At 42.4% G+C, this 22,393-nt stretch carries 18 protein-coding genes and 1 tRNA gene; 5 read left to right on the forward strand and 14 right to left on the reverse strand.

Going from position 1 to position 22,393, the window contains the following annotated elements; all coding sequences use genetic code 11:
- Positions 1 to 256 precede the first annotated feature (256 nt).
- Positions 257 to 1,216: a glycosyltransferase family 8 protein gene (locus E7027_03180; GenBank protein MBE6421124.1), complete on the forward strand. Its 960-nt coding sequence runs from the start codon at positions 257 to 259 to the stop codon at positions 1,214 to 1,216.
- A 578-nt stretch (positions 1,217 to 1,794) separates the two neighbouring features.
- Here the strand turns inward: E7027_03180 and E7027_03185 are convergent.
- The gene (locus E7027_03185; protein ID MBE6421125.1) at positions 1,795 to 2,019 is read right to left on the reverse strand and encodes a hypothetical protein; all 225 of its coding nucleotides are present in this window, start codon (positions 2,017 to 2,019) and stop codon (positions 1,795 to 1,797) included.
- 200 nt (positions 2,020 to 2,219) lie between these two features.
- On the opposite strand from E7027_03185, the gene smc reads away from it, so the two are divergent.
- Complete coding sequence (smc, locus tag E7027_03190) at positions 2,220 to 5,693, forward strand: chromosome segregation protein SMC (protein ID MBE6421126.1); 3,474 nt, start codon at positions 2,220 to 2,222, stop codon at positions 5,691 to 5,693.
- The gene (locus E7027_03195) at positions 5,694 to 6,431 is read left to right on the forward strand and encodes a metallophosphoesterase family protein (protein MBE6421127.1); all 738 of its coding nucleotides are present in this window, start codon (positions 5,694 to 5,696) and stop codon (positions 6,429 to 6,431) included.
- Positions 6,432 to 6,459: 28 nt separating this feature from the next.
- Here E7027_03195 and E7027_03200 read toward each other — a convergent pair whose 3' ends face one another.
- The 3 genes from E7027_03200 to E7027_03210 form a co-directional block, all read right to left on the reverse strand.
- Positions 6,460 to 7,872 carry a glycosyltransferase family 39 protein gene (locus E7027_03200; protein MBE6421128.1) on the reverse strand — a complete coding sequence of 471 codons (1,413 nt, stop codon included), beginning with the start codon at positions 7,870 to 7,872 and terminating at the stop codon, positions 6,460 to 6,462.
- Positions 7,828 to 7,903 (reverse strand) — tRNA-Ala (locus tag E7027_03205). The genes E7027_03200 and E7027_03205 overlap by 45 nt, the downstream gene beginning before the upstream one ends.
- A gap of 115 nt (positions 7,904 to 8,018) precedes the next feature.
- Positions 8,019 to 11,078, reverse strand: coding sequence for an autotransporter outer membrane beta-barrel domain-containing protein (locus tag E7027_03210; protein ID MBE6421129.1), 3,060 nt, complete (start codon positions 11,076 to 11,078; stop codon positions 8,019 to 8,021).
- 130 nt (positions 11,079 to 11,208) lie between these two features.
- Between E7027_03210 and E7027_03215 the strand changes: the two genes are divergently transcribed.
- Positions 11,209 to 11,922 carry a class I SAM-dependent methyltransferase gene (locus tag E7027_03215; protein MBE6421130.1) on the forward strand — a complete coding sequence of 238 codons (714 nt, stop codon included), beginning with the start codon at positions 11,209 to 11,211 and terminating at the stop codon, positions 11,920 to 11,922.
- Here the strand turns inward: E7027_03215 and E7027_03220 are convergent.
- The 7 genes from E7027_03220 to E7027_03250 all read right to left on the reverse strand — a co-directional run bounded on the left by E7027_03220 (position 11,919) and on the right by E7027_03250 (position 19,860).
- The gene (locus E7027_03220) at positions 11,919 to 12,749 is read right to left on the reverse strand and encodes a deoxyribonuclease IV (protein MBE6421131.1); all 831 of its coding nucleotides are present in this window, start codon (positions 12,747 to 12,749) and stop codon (positions 11,919 to 11,921) included. The genes E7027_03215 and E7027_03220 overlap by 4 nt on opposite strands.
- A gap of 1 nt (position 12,750) precedes the next feature.
- Positions 12,751 to 13,794 (reverse strand): aminotransferase class I/II-fold pyridoxal phosphate-dependent enzyme, encoded by a 1,044-nt coding sequence (locus E7027_03225; GenBank protein ID MBE6421132.1) that lies wholly within the window; start codon positions 13,792 to 13,794, stop codon positions 12,751 to 12,753.
- Positions 13,795 to 13,867: 73 nt separating this feature from the next.
- On the reverse strand, positions 13,868 to 15,328 hold the full coding sequence (gene rmuC / locus E7027_03230) for a DNA recombination protein RmuC (protein MBE6421133.1): 1,461 nt from the start codon (positions 15,326 to 15,328) through the stop codon (positions 13,868 to 13,870).
- Between the two features lie 443 nt (positions 15,329 to 15,771).
- Positions 15,772 to 16,359 carry an RloB domain-containing protein gene (locus E7027_03235; protein ID MBE6421134.1) on the reverse strand — a complete coding sequence of 196 codons (588 nt, stop codon included), beginning with the start codon at positions 16,357 to 16,359 and terminating at the stop codon, positions 15,772 to 15,774.
- Between the two features lie 4 nt (positions 16,360 to 16,363).
- Positions 16,364 to 17,563 (reverse strand): ATP-binding protein, encoded by a 1,200-nt coding sequence (locus E7027_03240; GenBank protein ID MBE6421135.1) that lies wholly within the window; start codon positions 17,561 to 17,563, stop codon positions 16,364 to 16,366.
- 113 nt (positions 17,564 to 17,676) lie between these two features.
- Positions 17,677 to 18,768 carry a Fic family protein gene (locus tag E7027_03245; protein ID MBE6421136.1) on the reverse strand — a complete coding sequence of 364 codons (1,092 nt, stop codon included), beginning with the start codon at positions 18,766 to 18,768 and terminating at the stop codon, positions 17,677 to 17,679.
- A gap of 87 nt (positions 18,769 to 18,855) precedes the next feature.
- Positions 18,856 to 19,860, reverse strand: coding sequence for a site-specific integrase (locus tag E7027_03250; protein ID MBE6421137.1), 1,005 nt, complete (start codon positions 19,858 to 19,860; stop codon positions 18,856 to 18,858).
- A gap of 101 nt (positions 19,861 to 19,961) precedes the next feature.
- Between E7027_03250 and E7027_03255 the strand changes: the two genes are divergently transcribed.
- Positions 19,962 to 20,126 carry a CopG family transcriptional regulator gene (locus E7027_03255; GenBank protein ID MBE6421138.1) on the forward strand — a complete coding sequence of 55 codons (165 nt, stop codon included), beginning with the start codon at positions 19,962 to 19,964 and terminating at the stop codon, positions 20,124 to 20,126.
- Positions 20,127 to 20,137: 11 nt separating this feature from the next.
- On the opposite strand, the gene E7027_03260 is transcribed toward E7027_03255, so the two are convergent.
- The 3 genes from E7027_03260 to E7027_03270 all read right to left on the reverse strand — a co-directional run bounded on the left by E7027_03260 (position 20,138) and on the right by E7027_03270 (position 21,973).
- A complete protein-coding gene (locus E7027_03260; GenBank protein ID MBE6421139.1) occupies positions 20,138 to 20,344 on the reverse strand; it encodes a helix-turn-helix domain-containing protein in 207 nt (68 codons plus the stop codon).
- Positions 20,345 to 20,681: 337 nt separating this feature from the next.
- Positions 20,682 to 20,873 (reverse strand): helix-turn-helix transcriptional regulator, encoded by a 192-nt coding sequence (locus E7027_03265; GenBank protein ID MBE6421140.1) that lies wholly within the window; start codon positions 20,871 to 20,873, stop codon positions 20,682 to 20,684.
- A 23-nt stretch (positions 20,874 to 20,896) separates the two neighbouring features.
- A complete protein-coding gene (locus E7027_03270) occupies positions 20,897 to 21,973 on the reverse strand; it encodes a hypothetical protein (GenBank protein ID MBE6421141.1) in 1,077 nt (358 codons plus the stop codon).
- Between the last annotated feature and the right edge of the window lie 420 nt (positions 21,974 to 22,393).

Raw genomic sequence — 22,393 nt, forward strand, 5'->3', positions numbered from 1 at the left:
GGCGCTTTTTACGGAAAATCAAGCCCAAAGAAAAAGACTAATTCTAAAATTTTGTTATCATATAGTTAGGTTAGGTTTTTCTCTGGGAGAAAAGGTCTTTTAACCTGTAAAGCATGTAAAATTCTTCACGGTTGTATAAGAAGCCTCTTACCTCGTTTTTTGCTTCCTCGTTTTGCTTCTTTTGCTGGTGACGGCGTTTTTCGGGAAAACGCGCGGTTGGTTTTGTGTGCACAAACCAAAAGAAAAGGAGCCTGAGATGAAAGTGTTGGATATTTGTTTTGCTGCAGACGATAACTATGCCCCATACATGGGTGTTGCATTGGCTTCGGTGTTATCTTTCAAAAAAGCAGATGAATTTTGCCGTTTTCATATTTTAGATGACGGCATCGGTGCCGAGAACAAACAGAAGTTGTCTTCTCTGCAAAATTATTACAGTAATTTCAGTGTTTCTTATTATCCTATAGACAGGGCCACTCTATCCCGCTTTCCCGTAGTCAATACGCATTTAAGCCACACGGCTTATGCCCGTTTATTTATGGGGAGTTTACTGCCAACGAATATATCCCGCTTGATTTATTTAGATTGTGATGTTTTTGTGCGTAAATCTCTTTACAATTTGTTTTCGGTTGATTTGGGAAATAATCTGTTGGGCGGGGTGGAAGATTTCGGTGTAATGAATCTCGCCCGCCAAAACAAACATTCTTGGCCGTGGCATGAGTATTCCTACATCAACTCGGGGGTGCTGCTTGTGGATTTGGCGCGTTGGCGCAAAGAAAACGCAGAACAGCAACTGCTTGCTTATTTGCAGAATCCTCCTGCTCCTTTACAGTTTGAGGACCAAGATGCCATCAACTTTGTTTTTCGTAAGCAAATCAAAATTCTTTCTTGCAAATGGAACGGACAAATGTATTGGCTAACTTATGCTTGGAACAAATATCCGGAAATAAAAAAGTACCGCAACCTGCTTAACACCTGTTCCGTGGTGCATTATGCCAGCCCTGCTAAACCATGGGTGCGTTATTGCGGTAAACATAAAACTACTTTGGAATATCAAATTTTTATGGCAAAAACGCCGTGGAAAGATTGTTTCCAAAAAATTTCCACACCTGCCTTATGCAAAAGAATTTTTAAGTATTGGGTTAAACATCCCTTTTTCTTTTTGAAGCGAAAGTTTTATCAAAATTTTCGCTATGAAGGGGCTTGCCTTTTCCGCTAATTCGCAAATTTCCACTTATTAAAAAATAAAAACTCCCCCTTTTCGGGTTTTTCTTTTCCGATAAAACCATTTTGCCCGGGAAGGTGCTGATATCTTACTTTGTGTTTTCATCGGGAGGCCTGATGACTTTAGCCACTATAGAAAAATGTTTGGCCGGTCCCACGCGTGACAAAATCAGTGTATGCATGGCAACCGGGTGCTACGCAAAACGAAGAACTGGTAAACGCGGTAAAAAAAGCGGCTGCTCAGCGCAATTTTGATGTAAACCTTACTGCGCTTGTGCAAGCATTTCCTTTTTTGAAGGAAGATTATAAAGGGAAAACTTTTATCGTCTAAAAAGTGTGAAAGGTTAAATCTTTTTGGGGAAGGGGTTGGCTTGGCCGGCCCCTTTTTTGTCGATTAAAATAATGAGGAAGATAGCAGTTAGAAAAACAGGAGGCGCAAAACGCGGAGGCATAGCGTGATGTTGTACAATGCGAGTTGCGCCTCTTGTGCGTCAGGTTAAACCCTGCGCAAAAATTTTGCGTTTAGAAAAAAACAAACACCCCGCAAAAATGCGGGGTGTTAAATTTTGTTGATTATTTGGCGTTAACCATTTTGGCTCTGGAGATATCACCTTTCTTGTCCAAGAAATAGAGATATCCTTTTTCTTTTTTAATGCCGCATTTTTCAACTTTTTTCGGTTTGCCGCCTTTTTTGCCGCCTCTGGCCATTTGCACGCGAGCGATGTCGCCGTCTTTGTCAATGTAGTAGAGGAAGCCGTCTTCGCGGTCCATACCAACTTTAAGTACTTTTTCTGCCATTTGGATAATCCTCCTTTTAAGGAAAACGTCTTACCCCAAAAGTCTAATAAAAAATTCCACACTTTGCAAGCGGTTTTTTCGTCGGGCCTTCCTCGGGTTGTTTTTTGCCCGTACGCGTAAGGGTCTCAAAAAACACCTTTCTCTATATATATTGTATAGGGAAATGGTATAATCAAAGTATATCTACCCAAGGGGACATTATGTATCTAAAAGCGATTGAAATTACTGGTTTTAAATCTTTTGCGGATAAATCCCGCCTGGACTTTGAACCCGGCATCACCTGTGTGGTGGGCCCGAACGGTTGCGGAAAATCAAACGTGATTGACTCCGTGCGTTGGGCAATCGGGGAAATGAGTTGGAAGTCCCTTCGTTCTTCTTCCATGGTAGATATTATTTTTAACGGTACCGCAAAAAGAGCCCCCTTAAATATGGCGCAAGTGAGCATGGTGTTTGATAACTCCTCCCGCCAACTCCCCTTAGATTTTAATGAAATTACCGTTACCCGTAAAATTTTCCGCTCCGGAGAAAGCGAGTATTATTTGAATAAAGTTCAATGCCGCTTGCGCGATATCCGCGATTTATTTTTGGATACCGGTATCGGCGGAGAAGGATATGCTATTATCGACCAGGGGGGGGTGGAAAGCGTACTTTCCGCCTCGGCCGAACAACGCCGTGAAATGTTTGAAGAAGTGGCCGGCGTATCCAAATATAAGTCTAAACGGGAAGAATGTATCAAGCGTTTGGAACGCGTAGATTTGGACTTGGCACGCCTTGCCGACACGGTGGCCCTTATCGGCGAACAAATTAAAAAGTTGGACAGCGAAGCCAAAAAAGCACGCTTATATCAAAAATATCGCGAAGAATTAAAGGAAAGCGAAATCGCCATTTCCGTGTGTTCTATTAAAGAGGCTGACGGGCTTATCGCCAAACATACGGGCGAATTGGAACCGATTGTCCGCCGGCAACAAGATTTAGAAAACCGCATTTCCGCGCAGGAAGGCGCGTGTGCGGCTTTGGACTTAAATTTAACGCATAAACAAAAAGAAGCGGCCGAATTTAACGAAAAAATTTCTGCCAGCAAATATCAGGTAGGTTTATTGGAAGGTGCCATTAAAAACTGCGATAACTTAAGCGCGGAATTAACGGCCCAAGTGGCGGCTTCGGGTGCGGAATCTCAACGCGGGCAAAACCGCTTGCAGGAATTGGCCCCCGCCATCGCCCGCTTAAAAGAACAACTGGCTGCCGTATCGGCTGAACTTACCCCGTTGCAGGAAAATTACAACGCGCAAACGGCCAGTGCACAAAAATTGGAAACCGATTTAAGAAATGCCGAAAGCGAACTTCAACGCGCTTCGGGCGAACTGATGAGTTTGGTGCAAAAACAGATGGAAGTGTCCAACCGTATTTCGTTGGAAGAATCTTCCGTCGCCCGTGAAAACGAAGATTTAATTGTTGCCGAAAAAACGAGCCAAGCACAACAAGAAGGATTGGTCGGTTTAGAGCAAGCCCTAAAAGAAATTGCTTCCCGCGTGGAAGGCGCCAAGTCGGCGGTGGAAAATGCCCGCCGCGAAATTTCCGGGGGGGAAGAAACCCTTAAAAATTTACAGCAAGAGCGTTCTTCGTTGAACGAAAAACTCTCTACCGTTAAATCGGCCCGTGCCGCCTTGCAAGCCAAGTTGGAAATGATTCAAACCCAAGGGAAAAACGACCCTTATTGGGTAGGCGCGCAAGCCGTATTAAAAAGCAGTATTCCCGGTATCAAAGGCACGTTGAGAAAGGCCCTTAAATATCCCGCGTCTTTGGGTGTGGCGGTAGAAGAGGCTTTCGGTAAATACTTAGATGCCGTTTTGTGTGAAAATGAAAAAGCCGTACAGGAATCTTTGGCCTTGTTAAAACAAAACGGAAAAGCTCGCGCTAAATTTATTATTCTTTCCCAAGTTCCCTCCGCCAAAGAACAAGGCGGAACCCTGAAGGAACAACTTTCCTATCCGGCCGAATTGGGCGATTTAATCAACTTCGTTATCGGCGGATATGAATACAAAGACGGCTCTGTAAAAGGAGCGTTCTTCGTGGGAGGCGGTGCCGAAGGAGTGCGCGCCCCCGAAGCCTATTGGGGGGAAGAAGAAACCGTCCGGGCGGAAATGCAAACCAAAACCGAGGAAGAAGAAACCCTTTCCAAACAAATCATTTCCAACTACGAAGCCTTGACCCAAGCCGATAATGCCTTAAAACAAATGCGTAGTAAAATGCAGGAAACGGCCTTGGCTTTGAATACCGTACAAAACGAATATGCCAATAAAGAACGCGAAATAGCGGCTACCAAACAAACCTTGGAACGGGCCTTTGCGCGCAAACAGGAAATCACTTTGCGGGTAGATAATCGCCGTAAAAATGTAGAAAATTTAAGACAACAATTGGAAGAATTAAAAACCCGTCATGCGCAAGCGCAAACCCGCGCCGAAGAAGTAAAAAAATCGCAGGAAAGTTTGCGTGCCCAAGCCGAAACGGTAAAAAGTGCGTTAAACGATGCAAGTGCCAAACTCTACGAAATCCGCATTAAAAAGAACAATGTGGAATTAGATTTGAAATCAACCGAGTTTGAATTTAACAGCCTTACCGAAAACGAAGGCAAACGCAACGAACAGATAGCCTCTTCCAACCTGCGCCTTAAGAGTTTGGCTGACGAAAAACTTTCTACCCAAGCCAAACTTTCTTCCGAGCGAGACGCGCTTGCTCAGTTGGAACTGGCCGAACATAAAATGCGCGAAGAATTGGAAATGCTCAAGAAAGATTTTAACGAAAAAAACGCTTCGTTAAATGCTTCCAAAAAAGAATTTTCCGATTTAACCATTAAAAAGAACGATTTGGAAAACGCCCTTTCCAACGCGCGCCGCCAACGCACCACGGTAGTGAACAACTTGTTTGAAAGTTGGAACATCACTCCTGATGAAGCCCAAATGCACTATGGTGAAAAAACGGTGGATTACGAGCGCGTAAAAATGATGCGTAAACGTATCGAAAACATGGGCGCCGTCAATATGACCGCGCCGGAAGAATACGATGCGTTAACCGAGCGCAATACTTTCCTGCGTTCTCAAATTGCGGATTTGGAAAGTGCCAAAAAAGATTTGAAATCCGCCATTAACAAAATCAACCAAACCACGCGCGAAAACTTCAAATATACTTTCGAACAAGTGCGTATGCACTTTAAGAACATTTATCAAACTCTTTTCCGCGGCGGCGAGTGCGATTTGGTACTTACCCAACCGGACAATCTATTGGAAACCGGCATCGAAATTTTTGCCCAACCTCCGGGTAAAAAACTGTTGAACATTACTTCCATGTCGGGTGGCGAAAAAACTTTAACGGCCATGTCGCTGTTGTTTGCGTTCTTTACGCACAACCCGTCTCCGTTCTGTATTATGGACGAAGCCGATGCCGCGTTGGACGAAGCCAATGTAGAACGCTATGTGAACTTAATTAAAGAGTTTTCCAAAACCACGCAATTTATTGTGGTAACGCACAACAAACGCACGATGGAATCGGCGCGTATGCTCTACGGTATTACCATGGAAGAAAGCGGGGTGTCCAAAGTAATGTCGGTCAACTTGGAAGACCGCAACCCCGAAGAAGTAAAAAAGAAATATGCCATTGAAGCCTTGGCGGAGGAATAAGTGAAAGTAGGTGTTTTTTCTGATGTTCACGGAAACTTGGAAGCGTTAGAGGCTTGTTTGAAGCGTCTAAAGCAGGAAGGGGCGCAATCTTATATTTTCTGCGGGGATTTAATCGGCTATGGCCCGGATCCCGAAAAGTGCGTTCGCAAAGTGATGAATTTGCCTCTAATCGGTTGTGTCATGGGCAATCATGATGCTGTATTTGCTCAACCGGAAATCGAAGGATTCTTCAACCATGACGCCCAACAGGCCCTTGCCCTTACAAAAAGCCAATTAAGCGAAAAAACGATTCGTTTTTTGACGGGGCTTCCTTCTATCCAACAAAAGCCCGGCTATGCGGTGGTGCACGGCACGCCGAAAGACCCGATTAAAGAATACTTTTCCAGTTGTTCCCAATTTCGCACCACATACGATTTGTGGCAAGGCCAGGTTTGCTTTGTGGGGCATATCCATCTTCCCTTCTACATGAAAGGCAACGAAAAAGGCTGTTCTATTTACTTAAATAAGCGTACCGATGCCACCGTGCGCCTGCACGAAAAAAACCGCTATATTATCAACCCGGGTGCCGTCGGCAAGCCTCGCGATAACGATTCCCGCGCTTCCTTCGGCATTTGGGATACCGAAGAAAAAACCTTCCGTTTTCTGCGCCACGAGTACGATTTCAAGCCCACTCAAGAAAAAATGGCCGACTTAAAATTCCCTTCTTTTTTGATAGACAGTTTATCTTTGGGATTATAAAAAAACCGCTCCGGAAGGGGCGGTTTTTTTAAGAGAGTTTTTTGTATTTATCCCACAGGAACGAAAGGGCTGTCCCCGCGGCTATACAAAGCACAAATTCAAACGGCGCGCGAAAGCGTGCGTATGCCCCCGAGAAAACCGAACCGATTGCCCAAAAATAGAGAGAATAAGTGAATAGAAAGAAAGCGGTTTTGCGTTCCTTTTTCCACAAAATCCAAAAACCGATAGCGCAAAAAAGAATCAGCAGACAAACTTGTCCTTCTGCTACAAGAAAGAGAAAGAAGGAAGGTTTTTCGGCATGGAATAACTGTTGCAGGTGGGCGTTGTTGGCTCCCAAAAGGGTTTTAGTCAGCCACCAGGGGGCACGGGATAATTTGTAGAAGAAACTTTCCCGAATAAGCGGTTTCGCCAGTTCTTTATAAAGCCGTACTTGTTCACGCGGAGGGAGGGAGGAAAAACCGGGAGGCAATGCCAGTTCCAATCGATGGCGGGCTTCCAATACGGGCAAATTAAATTTTTTAGCGATATAGTCTTCGTTCCATATGTAGAGATTATAGGCACCCACACCGGTAAAGCCCTTATAGCCTGCTACACGGGCGTTTCTAAAATGCCAGGCCCCAATGCTTAAGAAAAGCGGTAAAACAAAAAATAAGGATATTTTGAGAAAGGAAAAGCGGATCAGTTTAGCGGCGCGAAAAACTAAAAAAAGAACCGCGGCAAAAAACATAAAATAGTAGGTTGCCGGGCGTACATAAACGGCGCCGGCCAAAAACAAAGAAGCGCCTAATAAATCTGCACTTCGCGGATTGGTTAAAAAGCGAACCGCCAAAAAGACGAACCAAGCAAGTAAAAATACGCAAAGTATTTCCGTCAAAACGGCAAACGAAAGGGAAAAATACAGTACGCTTCCCGCACAAAAAACACTTGCCCACCGCGCGGCATTTACGCCGGATAATAAGCGAGTTGTTAGATAAACGGGAATCAAAAGAAAAAGAGAAAGCAAATTTTGCGCGGCGGCTATGGCCCAAGTCATATTTCCGGTGAGGGTTTGGATAAGGGCTAAAAAGAAGGGATAGCCCGGCGTACGCAGCAACATGGGGGTAGCGGAAACAGCTTCCCACATTTGCCCATATGCCAGCCAAGTTTGGGCGGGATATACGTAGCCGACAGAGTCCGGAAATGCCAAAATATTTTCTCCGGCCGGGTGAAAGAAAAACAAAAATACAAAGGCTAATGCTTTGAATATGGCCAGGGTTGCGAAAATATACCAAAAAATTTTATCTCGATACCAACGCATACAAGTATTGTATGAAATTTTAGAAGGGTTCCCATTTGTTTTTTGTGTAAAACCGGGCAATAAAAAACCCACCTTTCGGTGGGTTCTATAATTAAAAAATGGTGGACCTGACAAGGATCGAACTTGCGACCTCCTGCATGCCATGCAGGCGCTCTCCCAGCTGAGCTACAGGCCCTTAATGACTACATATATATTATAACAGTTTTCAAAAAAATACGCAACAATTTTTTGTTGCGTATTAAATTTTTTAAGTAAGGGCTCCCGTAAAGAGAGCCCTTAAAACTTTTTGATTAGAATTCGAAGGAGATGTTTACTTCTCCGCCGAATCCTCTGCGGTTACCCAGTTGCCCGTAAGCGGTGAATACCGTGCGCAAGGGCAAGAAGGAATCGTTGTTTTGATAGGCCAAAGAAATTTGACCGCGGCCGCTCATGCCTTTTAAGGAAGCATCGCTGTTTTTGTTTCCGTCGATTTCTACGGAAGATTCGCCGTCAAATTCGTAAATACCCATCGCGCCCAAGGAGGGAATTAAACCGCCCCAGTTAATGTTGGAGAGGGTGTAATCCGCACCGAAGCGCAAGTTGAGGCTTTGCATGGTGTCAAAGGTAACTTTTTGACCCAAGTTATCCGTGATGTCGTCTTCTCCTTTGCGCAACCAGTTGATGTTGGCAAAGAGGTCTAAGTCTTGCATCAAAGATTCCACAAAGCCGGCAGAAGCACCATAATACATGCCTTTGCTGTCGAAGGAAGAAATCAAGGAAGCGGATTCAAAATCCATATCCATATAGCCCGCTTCTAAAGAGGCTTCCAAGCGGCCCGTTTCGCTGTAGCGGTAAGAAGTCATGAGTCCGCCGCCAAATACATTGGCCGAACCGGTTACTTTAATCGGGTAGGTTTCGTAAGAACCGTTGGAGTATTTGGCAAAGAAACCACCCAACCATTCTTCGTTAAATTTCTTCCAGGCACCCACTTGCACGAGGGCGGAGTCCAAGTCAAAACCGCTGCCCGTTTCGTAGCGGGTGTGGTGATAAGCCCCGTTGAGGAAGGTGCTGAATTCGTTGTCGCTCTTCCAGGCATCGGTCACGGAGTGCGTAAGGAGTTCTCCCCCTTCGCTGGCCAAGGCCAAGCCGACGAGCGGCAACTGACCGTACACTTCCATGTTGGCTTTATCTTTTTTACCGGTTAAAGTCCACTCGACCGTATTTCCGGTGCCTTTGGTCGGGGACAAATCGAAGGTGTAAACACCCAAGCGGTTGTTGTTTAAGGAAATGCCGTTATCGGTCAAGTCTACGATTTTCGCACCTTGTTCGATGTCGGTAAGGTCTTTGGTGGTTTGAGTGGTAACAACCGTTTTGGAAGCTTCTTGCATGGCGCCGGGGGCCAAATTCATTTTGGCATAGACGCCTTCAAAATCGAAGTTCAAGTCGGTGTCAAAGTCGGCATTGATCGTCCAAATATTTTTGAAGTTTTGGAATTGATCCATGCTGTTAAAAGTACTTTTCACACGGTCAAAAACAAGTTCGTTGGTGGAAGCGTAGTAACCGTTGCTGCCCCCGTAAAGAACAGAGGTCGGCGTCAAGGTTACGTTTCCGCGCAAGATAACTTTGTTATTTTTGGTGTGCATATTTTTTTCTTTTAATTCTGCACCGTACACATACCCGCCATAGATGGTACCGTCAAAGCTGGTATTGTCTAACACAATAGTGTTGTTGGAAGCGGAGTAAATGTCATCAATTTTTTCGGCAGTTTGCGGTTCGCCGTTTTCCGTTTTTTGTTGCCATACCCCGCCTTCATCTTTTTCCCAACTGACGGTTGTACTATTGGTAGTTAAGCCGGTTTTAACAACGGTTTCTACGGTAGGTTTGGAAGGATCCTCTTCGTTGGGAGTAATAACTTCGTAATCTACTTCCACGATGTAGGCCGACATACCACCGATGATATTGCCTTCAAAAGAACCGTTTTTAAGAAGGATATTATTTCCGTCGCTGTTCGTACCGGCTACGGCTAATTCTTGGGCTTCAGGGGCTTCTTCTCCTGTTCCTGTTTGAGAGGAATAGTACATGGACGCCCCACCGAACATCAAGCCTTTATCATCGGGAAGATAAAGAAGTTGAGCAGCGGATAAATCAGCAGAATTTAACAAGCCGGACATAAACACTTTGGAGGAATTTCCAAGAGTGAGGGTGGAGTCTTGAATATTGATTTGGTTTCCGTTTGCGGTACCCACCAAGTTCAAAGAACCACCGATTTCCCGCAAGTTTCCCGTCATTTTGTTCAAGGTAAGTTTGCTGTTTTCTACGAGGGCAAGCACCGGGTTGCCGGAGTCAGCCGAAGTGGCCATGCCCATGTTAACGGCATAAACGGCATTGTTGGTTCCGGTAGCAAAAGTGGAATTATCCAAGGTTAAAGAGTTGCCGGACGCATTGATAGATCGGGAATCTACCGCAGCGGCACTGTTAATTGTACTGTTTCTAACGATAACGGAGTTGTTGTTAACATGTACGACGGAGGTATCCGCATCTCGTACCCCGTGGTTATCGGCTACGCCGAGCACGGTGTTAACAGTGGAGTTTTCAATGATAACTTTGTTGTTGTCGGCATAACTGGAGCCGGCGGCGCCGGCAACCGTTCCGTTTACGGTAGAACCAGTTACATACACGGTGTTGTTGTTGGCTTTTGAATCTAAAGCCCCCTCGATTTCCGCTAAATCTTCGAGGGTCAATTGGTCGTCCACCATACCGCCGTACACATTTCCTTCGATTACGGAACCGTTGGTGATATTAACCGTGTTGTTGTTGGCAGAGCCTTTGGAATATTCGGAATAACCGCCATATACGTTTCCGCCGATGGTAGCATTTTCTCCACCAGAAGTTGTAAAAGAATATTCTTTTACAGTAACACCATCTACATTAACAGTGTTATTGTTGGCGGAACCGTATTCCATACGCAGTTGCGGGTCGCGCAAAACAGCGCTACCGCCGTAAGCATCACGGCCCGTTAAAGTGGTACCCTTAATGGTCAGCGTGTTTTGGCTGGCTTCTGCGTTAAGTGCGGCACCCCCGGCAACATAAGCACCAAGAGAGGCACGGGAAGGGTTGTAAGCCTGTTCCGCCGCCGTAGCATCGGAAATGCTGATGTTTTTGCCGTCAACCGTTAATGTGTTGCCGGTTGCGTTCCCTTCAAAAGATCCTCCGCCTACAATGGCTAAAGGATTGTTGGTGTTGGTATCATCTGTAATGGTGCGGTTTTGCCCTTCTACTGCATCAGGTTGCCAGTTAGAATCCAAGTCTTGGGCGGCAAAAAGCGAAACAGATGACAGCAAACAAAAAACTGCCAAGAGAAGTTTCTTCATTATTCCTCCGGTTGTAGAATTAAAAATCTATATACAACCATTATACAGAATTTAGCGCAAAATGGAAGAAATTTTTAAGAGGAAAACAGACCCCTGGGCCCAAGGGTAAAATTTAGGTATAATACCAACTATGCAGAACAGATATTTAGACGGCACTTATTTGGCCCAAAATCCCGGTTGGCACACGCAGGACGGATTTTGGAAACTGACCCATGTAAAACGCGCCCTCAAACGCGCACAATTGCCGGATATTATCGAAACCGTGTGCGACATCGGTTGCGGCAGCGGCGAATTGCTGCGCCGATGGGCCGAAGAAGAACCCGGTGTTTCTTTTTGGGGATATGAACCTTCCCCGCAAGCCTTTGGGCTTTGTCTGCAAAAAAAACCGGACAATGTGGAGTTTGTCCTTTCGGCTACTCCGGAAAAAGGAAAAACCTTTGATTTGGCTCTGGCTTTAGATGTGTTGGAGCATGTGCCCAATCCGCAAGAATTGTTGGAAACCTTAAAACAATCGGCTCCGCGAATTATTCTTCATGTTCCGTTAGAAAAGAATTTGCGGACTTTTCTGTCCCCTTCTTTGCTGGAGCGCGAACGGCGCATGGTGGGGCATTTACATTTCTATACTTGGTTTTCTTTGAAGAAATTACTGCAAGATTCCGGATTACGGGTGGTGGGAAAGCATTATACGCATAAATACTTGGAACGCCCGCCCGTTTTGAAAAATGTTCGCAGTCAAGTGGGTATGTTTATCCGCAAAACGGTTCATTTTTTATTACCGCGTTCTTGGGCCGCGTTGACTGTCGGCGGATATAGTGTGATGCTCGTGCTGGAGCGGGAAGATTAGCCGCGGTACAACTCGCGCAGTAATTTTATTTCCCGTGCGTATCCTTCCAATTCATTTGGTGTTTCCAAACAAAAAGGTAAGTTTCTTAAGGCAGGGTGATTGATAACGCGGGCCATGGTGTCCGTGCCGATTTGTCCTCCGCCGATGACAGCATGGCGGTCTTTATGTGCCCCGCGGGGGTTTAGGCTGTCGTTTAAGTGTACGGCTTTGAGAAGCGAAAGACCGATTTGTTTATCAAATTCGTTTAAGGTTCCGTCCAGCGTTGCCAACGAGTAGCCGGCATCGTGGATATGGCAAGTATCCAAACACACACCCATTTTTTCACTTAATTTTACCCCGTCTAAAATTCGTTTAATCTCATCAAACGAACGGCCGATTTCGCTTCCTTTTCCGGCCATGGTTTCCAAAAGAACAGTGGTGTGCTGGTCTTTGGTTAAAATTTCATTAAGAAGTTCGATAATTAGTTCTGTTCCTTTTTCAATCCCTTGGCCTACATGACTGCCGGGGTGAAAATTGTATAAGTTGCCGGGCACATATTCCATGCGTTTCAAATCGTCTGCCATGGTTTGCAGGGCAAATTCTCTTGTTTTGGGGTCGGCAGAAGCAGGGTTTAAGGTATAAGGGGCGTGGGCTACAATCGGGCCGAACTGATGCTCTTTTAATAGCGTGCACAAATTGGCGGCGTCCTGCGGGTCTATTTCTTTGGCTTGGCTGCCGCGCGGGTTGCGCGTGAAAAACTGAAAAGTGTTAGCCCCAATGGATAGAGCCGTTTTCCCCATGGCTTCAAACCCTTTGGAACTGGATAAGTGACACCCGATATAGAACATATTATTTACCGCCTGCGCGTTTAATATCAGCGGCTAATTGTTCGGCATCTTCTTGGCGGGTAGCCCAACTGCTGCAGATGCGGACAATGGTGCGGTTTTTATCTGCCGCGCCGAAGTGAGCAAAAGCGTATTGCACTTCCAATTTTTTTAGGGCTTCGTTCGGCAGGAGGAAAAATTGCTGATTGGTGGGGGAATCGTTTAACGGTTCCCACCCGGCATCTAAACAGGCCTTGCGGATAAACAGGGCCGTTTCGTTGGCATGTTTAGCTAAAGAAAAATACAGGCCGTTTTCAAAAAGGGCTAAAAACTGTAATCCCAGCACTCTGCCTTTGGCAAGCATTGCACCTTTCTGTTTCATAAAATAACGGAAATCTTTTTGGAGTTTCGGGTTGGGAATAACCACCGCTTCCCCTAAAAGAGCCCCTAATTTGGTGCCGCCGATATAAAAGGCATCGCAACAGGCGGCAATATCGGCAAGAGAAAGGTCGTTCTGTGGGGAGGCTAAACCGTAGCCTAAGCGGGCCCCGTCTATAAACAGGTAAAGGTTATTGGCATCGCAAACGCGGCGAATAGCGGAAAGTTCTGCTTTGGAATAGAGCGTTCCGTATTCCGTGGGGAAAGAAAGGTACACCAGTTTCGGTTGGGGGGCAAATTCGGGGTTGTCGTCCTGCCAATGTTCTTGGCAAAGGCGATCGATTTGTTCGGCAGTAATTTTGCCGTCTTTGGCCGGCGCGGTAAGCACGCGGTGCCCGGTGGCTTCGATGGCCCCGGTTTCATGCACATTGATATGGCCCGAATCTGCCGAAATAACGCATTGATACGGGCGCAACATCGCCGCGATAACGGTTAAATTGGTTTGGGTTCCTCCGCACAAAAAGTGAACTTCGCTTTGCGGGGCCGCGCAGAGGTTTTTGATTAACTCCGCCGCTTGATGGCAAAAAATATCTTGCCCGTAGCCGGGGGCTTGTTCCAAATTGGTTTGAGCCAACTTTTCTAAAATGGAAGGGTGTGCGCCTTCGCTGTAATCGCAATTAAATCGAATCATAGAAACCTCGCTTGCAAGGTAGTGTTATCCCTATTATAACTTTTTAAGTCTTTTTTCGTCCTAAATGTTGGAGTTAAAAAAGGGAGTTTTTTTCTTGGTCTAAAAGAGGGGCGGAGGGCTCTTCTTTCAGGCGGTTTTTCAAGGTTTTTTCGTGTTTAACGGAAAGATTTTCCAAATTAACAGCCGATTTGATGATGCCTTTTTGTCCCGTTAAAGTGGTTTCCGCGTCTTGATATGCCCCTTGGAGTTTGGCAATTCTGTCGCGGATATCGTCCATTTTTTTAGTAAACAAATCTACCCGGTGGTGCATTTCGCTCCCCACTTTCAAGATTTCGTCCAACATTTGGTTGGTTTTTTCCATGCGCCACAGTTGTTCTACAATTTGCATCACCGCAAACAGGTTCGACGCCGTAACAAGCGCAATGCTTTTGTTTTTGGCGTAGGTGTTTAAGGTCGGGTCTTTTTGTAAAGCCATAAAAAAAGCATGTTCGTTAGGAATAAACATAAACACAAAATCTAACCCGTTTTTGTGGAGTAAAGTTTTGTAGTTTTTACCGGAGAGATTATCAATATTGGCTTTAATGGCTGTTACCAAATCTTTCAGGTGTTGTTCTTTTTCTGCTTCATCGGTGGCAGTAGCCCAACGGGTGTAACTGTTGAGGGTCATTTTGGAATCAATTACAAAATGACGATTATTAGGTAAATGAATCACAAAATCGGGCAGTTGGCGGGTGTTGTCTTCCGTTTTGAAAAACACTTGTTTATCGTAATCTTCCCCTTCTTTTAATCCTGCGGACGCAAGGACATTTTCCAAAATAAGTTCTCCCCAGCAACCTTGTTGTTTGGGGCTTTTCAGGGCCGTGGCCAGGTCGGCTGCTTCTTTGGAAAGATTTTCGTTTAATTCAATGGTTTTATTGAGTACATTTTGTAAATCGCCGTGTCGGGTGGCGCTTTCGGTGCGGAAATCTCCCAACTGTTTGGTAAACTCCACCATTTTTTCTTTAATGGGGCTGAAAATATCGGCGTTTTTGGTAACGAGTTCATTGCGTTGTTCTTTCAAGGATTCGGCGGCAAGTTGCTTGAAGGCTGCTTGGGATTTTTCTTGTAATGCGGCAAATTTACTTTCTTGTTCCTGCATAAGTTTGCTGATATTTTCTTTATGTTCGGCCTGCATTTTTTCCAAAGCATCTTTGCGTTCGGTTACTTTTACTTTTTCCTGTTCGGCTTGCTGAAGGGCGGATTGGGTGTTCTCCAGTTTTTGTTGAAGAGAAACAATTTCTTTTTTTTGTTCGTCGGTAGTTTTTTCCAATTCGGCAACGCGCCCGACGGCTTGCTGGCTGGCAATAAGCGAGTGTTGCGTTTCTTGTAATTTGGCAGAGAGTTCTTTGTTCTCGGCGGAAAGTTCTTCAAATTTTTTAAGTTTGAAGGAATCTTCCGGCTTGGCAGACGGTTTAAGAAACCAAACGGCTAATCCGGCAAGAACTCCACCGGCAAGAGTGGCTAAAATAACGGAAAGAAAAAAAGTAGTATTCATAAAAGTCTCCTTGTTTCTTTATTAAAGCAAAAAGGCAAAAGAGTTTACAAATGGGTTTATCATAAAATAAAAAACACCCTTTCGGGTGTTTTTAAATGGTGCCCAGTATAGAGTTTGCCTTCCGGTCATTTTGCTAACTCAAAATGCCTGCAGGCCGGACTCGCGGTTTTTGCCTTTCGCCGTAAGGAACCATATTATCGGCTCAAACAAAAACATCGCTCCGTCTTTCAAATCCTACCGCACATAAAGCAGTTTATGTGCTTACAGGGCACAAAAAAACACCCTTTCGGGTGTTTTTAAATGGTGCCCAGTATAGGATTTGAACCTATGACCTTTCCCATGTCAAGGGCGAATAGGATTTTTGCTTGCTAATTTTCCGACGAGAAAATGAGTTAGCGTTTGCCCTTTTTTACCATTGCCAAAATATTGACAATAGCGGTTGTTTAATGCCGTGTTAACTTCTCTACAAGCATGTAAATGTTGGTATAAGGGTTTGCTTTTAATAAATTGGCTTTTTGCTTCATATGATGTTGTTCAAGTTTTTTAGCATGATTGATTGCGGTGATTTGGTGTGGTGCCAGAAGTTCAAAGTAATCTTTGGTTTTCTCATATGGAAGATCTAAATAAGAGGAAAGTCTATTAATAGCCTGGGCCGGCGTCATTGATGCTGAAGTATAGCAAAAATGAAGAAGAAACCAAATTTCAACACTTGGAATGGAGTAAGCGAAGTAATATTTTTTTGCCTTTGTAAGTGCTGCCGCTTTTTCAATCGGGAAATTGTCTTTATCTACCACAAGCCATATTTCAGGAGAGCTCCCTCGCAGATGAACCCCTTGAAGAATATTTGAGACTTGTCTGGGCAGATTTTGAGGTGCTGAGTTTCTCCTACGTATGTGGAGCACATAAGAAGAATCTCTATCCTTAAATCCATTAAAATATATTTCTTCAGTTTCTCCATTCGTAATGATTACGATAGGTTTTTTTGTTTGGCGAAGATTAATTCTTCTAATCAGAGACCTATTTCTTTTCATTTGGCTATATCCTAAAAGTTTTTAATACAGGGATTGCACCATACATGCCACCTAGATAACGGTCTTCCCAATTTACATCCTGACGTGCTTCTTTGGCATAATCCACTAATGAATATAGACAAGACTCTCCATATTTGTTCTTATCAACAAAGTAGATCTGGTCTTTTCGGAATAAATTAGGATGCAATAAGTTTGTATTATGAGTTGTAAAAATAAGCTGTATATTCTTATTTGTTTTGTTATTGCATTTTTGTATTAAATTTTCTACCAGTAAAGGATGCAAAGATTGCTCTAATTCATCTACTAAAAGTACTCCGCCAGTTTTTTTGAGATCGAATAAAGAGCGTACTAAGTCCATGTAGCGCATTGTCCCATCGGATTCTTCAAATCTCGAAAATGTAATTTCTCCCATAGGCGAGCGTTCTTTGTTATATTTGATATGTTTGAATTGTAATTCGAATATTTCTTGTTGCGTCGCTGCCAATTCAGATAATGTATGAATCCCTAAACCACTAACCCCAACGTCAGCATTTTGAAGGGCCAATGCAATATCTTGAAGTTCAGTTTCGCTTATTTTAGTTGTTAATCCTCTACGAAAGTTTGAATTGCCACGAGTAATTTGTCTGAAGAATTTCACAATTTCTTTACTAATTGGACCATTAAGTAAAAACGATATGGATAATACAGATACATCTTTACGTAGCAATTTCAAAGAGTTGATGTTCTTCCCTTCAGGGAATTTCTCTGGATTAGAATATAAGATCTTTTCCTTTTCTCGTTGGAACAAAACGACGTCTTTTTGCCCTAATATACTAAGGGACTCGGAAACAATTTCCTTGGCGGATATGGAAAACTCATAATGAAAAATTGTTTCTAATTTTTGAAGATAAAAATCTATAAAAAACGATGTTGGAGCATTCTCGGTTTCTGTCGATAGTTTAAATGGAATATATAATTTCGTCAAAATTGGAATATCCTTTTCACCCACACTTCCAAATAGTGAAGTAAGAGCCATGAGGCTTTGGATAAGATTGCTTTTTCCACTAGCATTAGCTCCATAGATACAAGCAACTTTTAATACATTAGTGTTATTAACGGTCACCAGGGCATCTCTGTTGGTCTTTAACTTATTATATGCCACTAATGAAAGCTGCGCTTTCTCTTTAAAAGAAGTCATATTTTTAAAACCAAAATTAATTAACATTTTTACCTCTTATTTTATTTGGGTGGAAAAACCTCTCGAATAAATCCTATCACAAAAGAGATCTATTTATCAAGTGAATTTTTTCATTAATATATATATTAATGAAAGAGTTTTTATTTGAGTTTTAATCGGTAATGTGTTGTTCTGCCTGCCCCAATCTGCCCTAAAATGCCGCGCTGTTGTAAGTCGGCTATGTCACGGGAGGCAGTATCGTGGGAACATTTGCAAATTTTAGCCCATTTGGTACTGGTTAAATGACCTGTAAAGCCATCAAAGAGCATATTGAGCATCTTGCTTTGGCGGTCATTAAAAGTTTCGCCTTGATGCTGTTTCCAAAAGGTCGCTTTAGCCAGTACCGTTTTTAAAAGTTCGTCCGAATCTTTGATGGCCTTCTCTAGTGTCTGCAAGAACCACTCTAGCCAATCGGTAATATTCAAATCGCCCTGCTGTGTAATTTCCAGTTGCTTATAATATTCTTTACGCTCTTTGGCAATTTGGGAAGACATAGAATAGAACCGATTAGCAGAAGATTCGCTCCGTGCCAGTAATAATTCCGTCAAAGCACGGGCAATACGTCCGTTTCCATCGTCAAACGGGTGCAAAATAACAAACCATAAGTGCGTAATAGCGGCTTTGAGAACGTTGTCAGTTTCGTCCATATTGATAAATTCAAACAATTTCTCCATTTCGCCGTCCAGTACAGTTGCGGCAGGGGCTTCATAGTGTACCTTTTCATTACCCATTGGTCCGGAAACTACTTGCATAGGGCCTAGTTTATCATCCCGATAATCACCTGCTTTAATGGTATAAAATCCGCTCTTGCCTTCGGGGAACATATGTTGATGCCACGCACACAAACGCGCCTTGTTAGTAGGAGCATCATAGTGCTGAATAGCATCTAGCATCATTTCTACTGTGCCATCTACATTGCGAGCCACGGGAATATCCTCATTAGGCAACCCCAAACGTCGTGCAATAGAGGAGCGAACCTGTGCTATATCTAACAGTTGGCCTTCAATTTGGTTAGATTTTAAAATTTCTTCCGTAAGCGCTTGAAGCAAGGCATTATCCTGCATAGCAAACCCGATGTTTTGCATTTTACCCAATAACAACCCTTGCGACAGTTTTACCTGTGCAAGCTGAGATAAAATCTTTGTTTTGTTCCACGTAAAGTGCGGCCAGTTTTCATTTTGATAGATATACATAATTCGCTCCTATGAAACTATTATAACATAAACTACGCACAAAATACGCATATTTTGCGTAGTTTATGCGTAGATTACGGATTTCCCCTATACAATGTTAAGTGGAATCATTCCATCCATTACCATCATCTTGCTAGCAATTTCGCCCGTTTTGAACCGCAAATAGCGTTGTGTGGTTGTAATTTTACTATGCCCAAGGAGCCTTTGTAAATGTTCCAAAGTGCCGCCACGGTTTAGAAAATTCACCGCAAATGAGTGTCTCATATCGTGCGGTCTTATATGGCCGATTTCTGATTTTTCACAGGCCTTATTGAGTTGGTATTTTAATTTGTCTTTAGTTATCTTTTCAAACACAAGGCCACTTTTTTGTGGATTGAGTCCTTGTAAAATTCGCTCTATATCTGAGGTTAGTCCCAAAGTGCGAGGGCATTCTGTTTTAGTTTTAGGAATAAAAATTGTCTTACGGGTAAAATCAATATTTTCCCAACGTAGGCCCAACAATTCTTGCCGTCTAAGTCCCGTATAAAACCCAATAGTTACGCAAGGCCGTACTTCATCGCTAATAAATGGTAAAAGTTTTTGAATCTCCTGTTCATTAATTGGATGAGGTTCAAAAGGTTCTTCATCGTGTTGTTTTTTAACTTTGTGGCAGGGATTGGGTCCGCTGTATTTGTCCCAGTCGCTTAAGCAATTAAAAAACTTGCTGATAATGCCAAAGTAGCGGTCAGCATTTGCGTAGGAGGTTTCTAAGGCCTTTTGATTGTAAAAACTTTGTACTTCTAATGGAGTTACTTCCTTTAGGGTATAGTTACCAAAGTGACCTAAAATTTTCTCAAACATTGCCATATAGGTTTGTTTAGAAGGACGCAGTTCTATATGATGCTTAATAAATAAGGGAGCCATATCTTTGAATAGTTGGCTTTCTTGCATTAAACGTGGGTTATTTTTTGCTTTATAGAAAGAATTGGTGCGTTTAGCCAATTCTTCCTTAGCGGCTGATTCATTGGTAGCAACAATGTGACGATGTCTTTTGCCCGTCTCATCATAGTAATCAATTCCGTAAAGTCCTTTTTCATTTTGATAAATTTTCATATCTAATATTCTCTAGTATTATAATATCATATTACATAATAATATATGATATTGTCAAGTATTATATTTTCATATCTAATCAAATTTGCTATTATCTATATATGTCCGAACAAGATAACGAACAAAAAATTAAAACGATAAGTTTTACACTTCCCGACGAACTTTTGAAACAAGCCAAAGATTATGCCCATCGGGAAGACCGTAACTTATCTTCGGTTATTCGGTTGGCTCTGAAACGGTTCTTAGAGTCCGAGCAAGCCAAATAACCGAGTCCCGCTTAAGAGTGGCTGAAGGAATCTTCTGTAGCATCTTCTACCATTTGCTCTATCTTCGCCCGTTTAAAGAGAAGTCTCCCAGATAACTTAACTATAGTTCCTTTAGGAAATTCCGCACGAGTCCTTTTTGAGTAAATGGTTTTTGGGGAAAGATGTAAATATGCGGCCACTTCATTTACATCCATTAAGGGATTTGTATTGTTAAACATTTGTATTGTTCTCCTTCTATTTTTGATGAATGTGCCTGGTTCTACCCCTTCTAAATGATTTAAGATGTTGCAATGTTTTGTCCTCTTTAATAAAATAAATCGGTTACTCTTTATGTTTTGTGTAATATGTGCTCCATATATAGGGACAAAACATTTACACAAGTTAAATCATTATTTTGTGTTGAATAAGAATCTAGTACAATTCATCTGTTATTAATTTCCTTCTTAAAGGTTACCTTGTAACCTTGTCAAGTCTACTTCGTACCCTTGACGATATTCACTTCCTTTCTATGTACTTGTTATTGCTTTCTTACTTATTCTCACATAATATACATCCTCATTTATCATTTACTTCCTGAGTCTTTACCAGTTGTTCAATTTGGTAAATTTGCAACTTTTGGGGTTGCGTATGCTCGTTAAGCCATTTGTTGACGGATACACAAGATACACCTAACTTTTTGGCTAATTCGTTCTGTGTAAGTCTGTTTTTAAGTCTATACTCTTCTAGTTGTTTAATTAAGTCCTTCATTGTTACTCCTTTAAATATTTCTGCTAATCTTCAATTACTTCATTGGTTTGGTCATCTACCCGAATAGGTCTAAAATTATTTACAGTTCGTACTATTCGCTTGATTAAATATTCCCGCCTAGGTTTAAAATGTTCACTTAGTTTTTTTTGTTTGTTTTTGGCTTCTGCATACTGACCATACTGTGCTTTCTGCCCGCCATATCTCTTTTCTACGGGATTAAAAATTTCTTTAATGGTATATGCCCCGTGTCTTCTTTCTAATGAAGTAAGCCCTGTATATTGCAAAATATCACTAGCAGATACTCCTTGTTTAATTGCCTGGTTTATCTGCCTAAGTTCTGTCTCTTTAGAACAGCCTGCGGGAGGCAGATTATTCACTACGTCTCCCAGGCAACTTACTAAAACCTGGTGAACCAATTTACTATCCCACACATCACGTAAAGTAAATTTCCCATCACATTTTTTAAACTTCGATAGGTAACTATTAACGGCAGAACTACCATAAAAAGAGACCTCATATCTAAGCACCTGCTTTCCTTCCTTCAGCAAATTGCAATAGATTTCTTTATTTAAATTATTATGCTTGCTTTTACTTACAATTTCCTTGTTTGTTTTATCGTAGAAACCAATATCTTTTCCCTCATTACTTACACCAACCTTATAACCATTCTGTCTACCTTTTCTATAGTGATGAAATGCAGGGGCGTTATATCCTTTGGTTAAACATTTCCCTAGCCTCTTAAACAAGGCAAGCAAGCACACATTGATAGGTAAAATAATGTTCTTGCCGTACTCTAAGTAATAAATCCCTGCATTATAGATGGCTTCTTTCGACACGTCTAATCCCTTATATCTGAATGCCTCTTGAATTTCCAACACAATTTTATCTAAGTCTGCATCTGTTGCTTCTGCTAGATTATTTCCAAATAAGCATCTAGGTACGGCTACATCAAAAACAAACTGATGTTTTTGGCGATGATAATACACAACGGGTTTATTTTTCGGATTCATAATTTGGTCTTCTTTCAATAACTCTATACTTCCTGTCCATATTTCTTTTACATCTTGTGGTTCAATTCCACCTTTCATTCGGTCAATCATATTTGTTGACACCTCTTCAGTTAAAATCCAGACTTTTGCTCTGGGAACCTTTTAGTGTTCAACAAATATACAAGTGTAAACCTTTTTTAATTTTTCTTTAGAAAGATAGATAATTTTAAACGTTATTTGCTCTCTGTTTGGCATTATGAAATGATTTTAGTTTCCACAAAATTCATTACAATCTTCTATCTTGTCCTTCTACTTAATATATAAGTGTAAACCAAACTCAACTTCTATTCACAAATACTGCGTTTATTATCACTTTTCACCTTATACTTCAGGGGCTTTTTAGACAAAAAAATCCTCTATCCGTTCTATGTAATACTAAAACGTAAATTATTTTAAACTGCTAGTTAGAAATATAACATCAGGTAAAATTCTTGGGAGTACACGACATACTTCACGAGGAACTACACGATG

Origin of the sequence: Elusimicrobium sp., from assembly GCA_015062115.1 — a bacterium.
Taxonomy (GTDB): domain Bacteria; phylum Elusimicrobiota; class Elusimicrobia; order Elusimicrobiales; family Elusimicrobiaceae; genus Avelusimicrobium.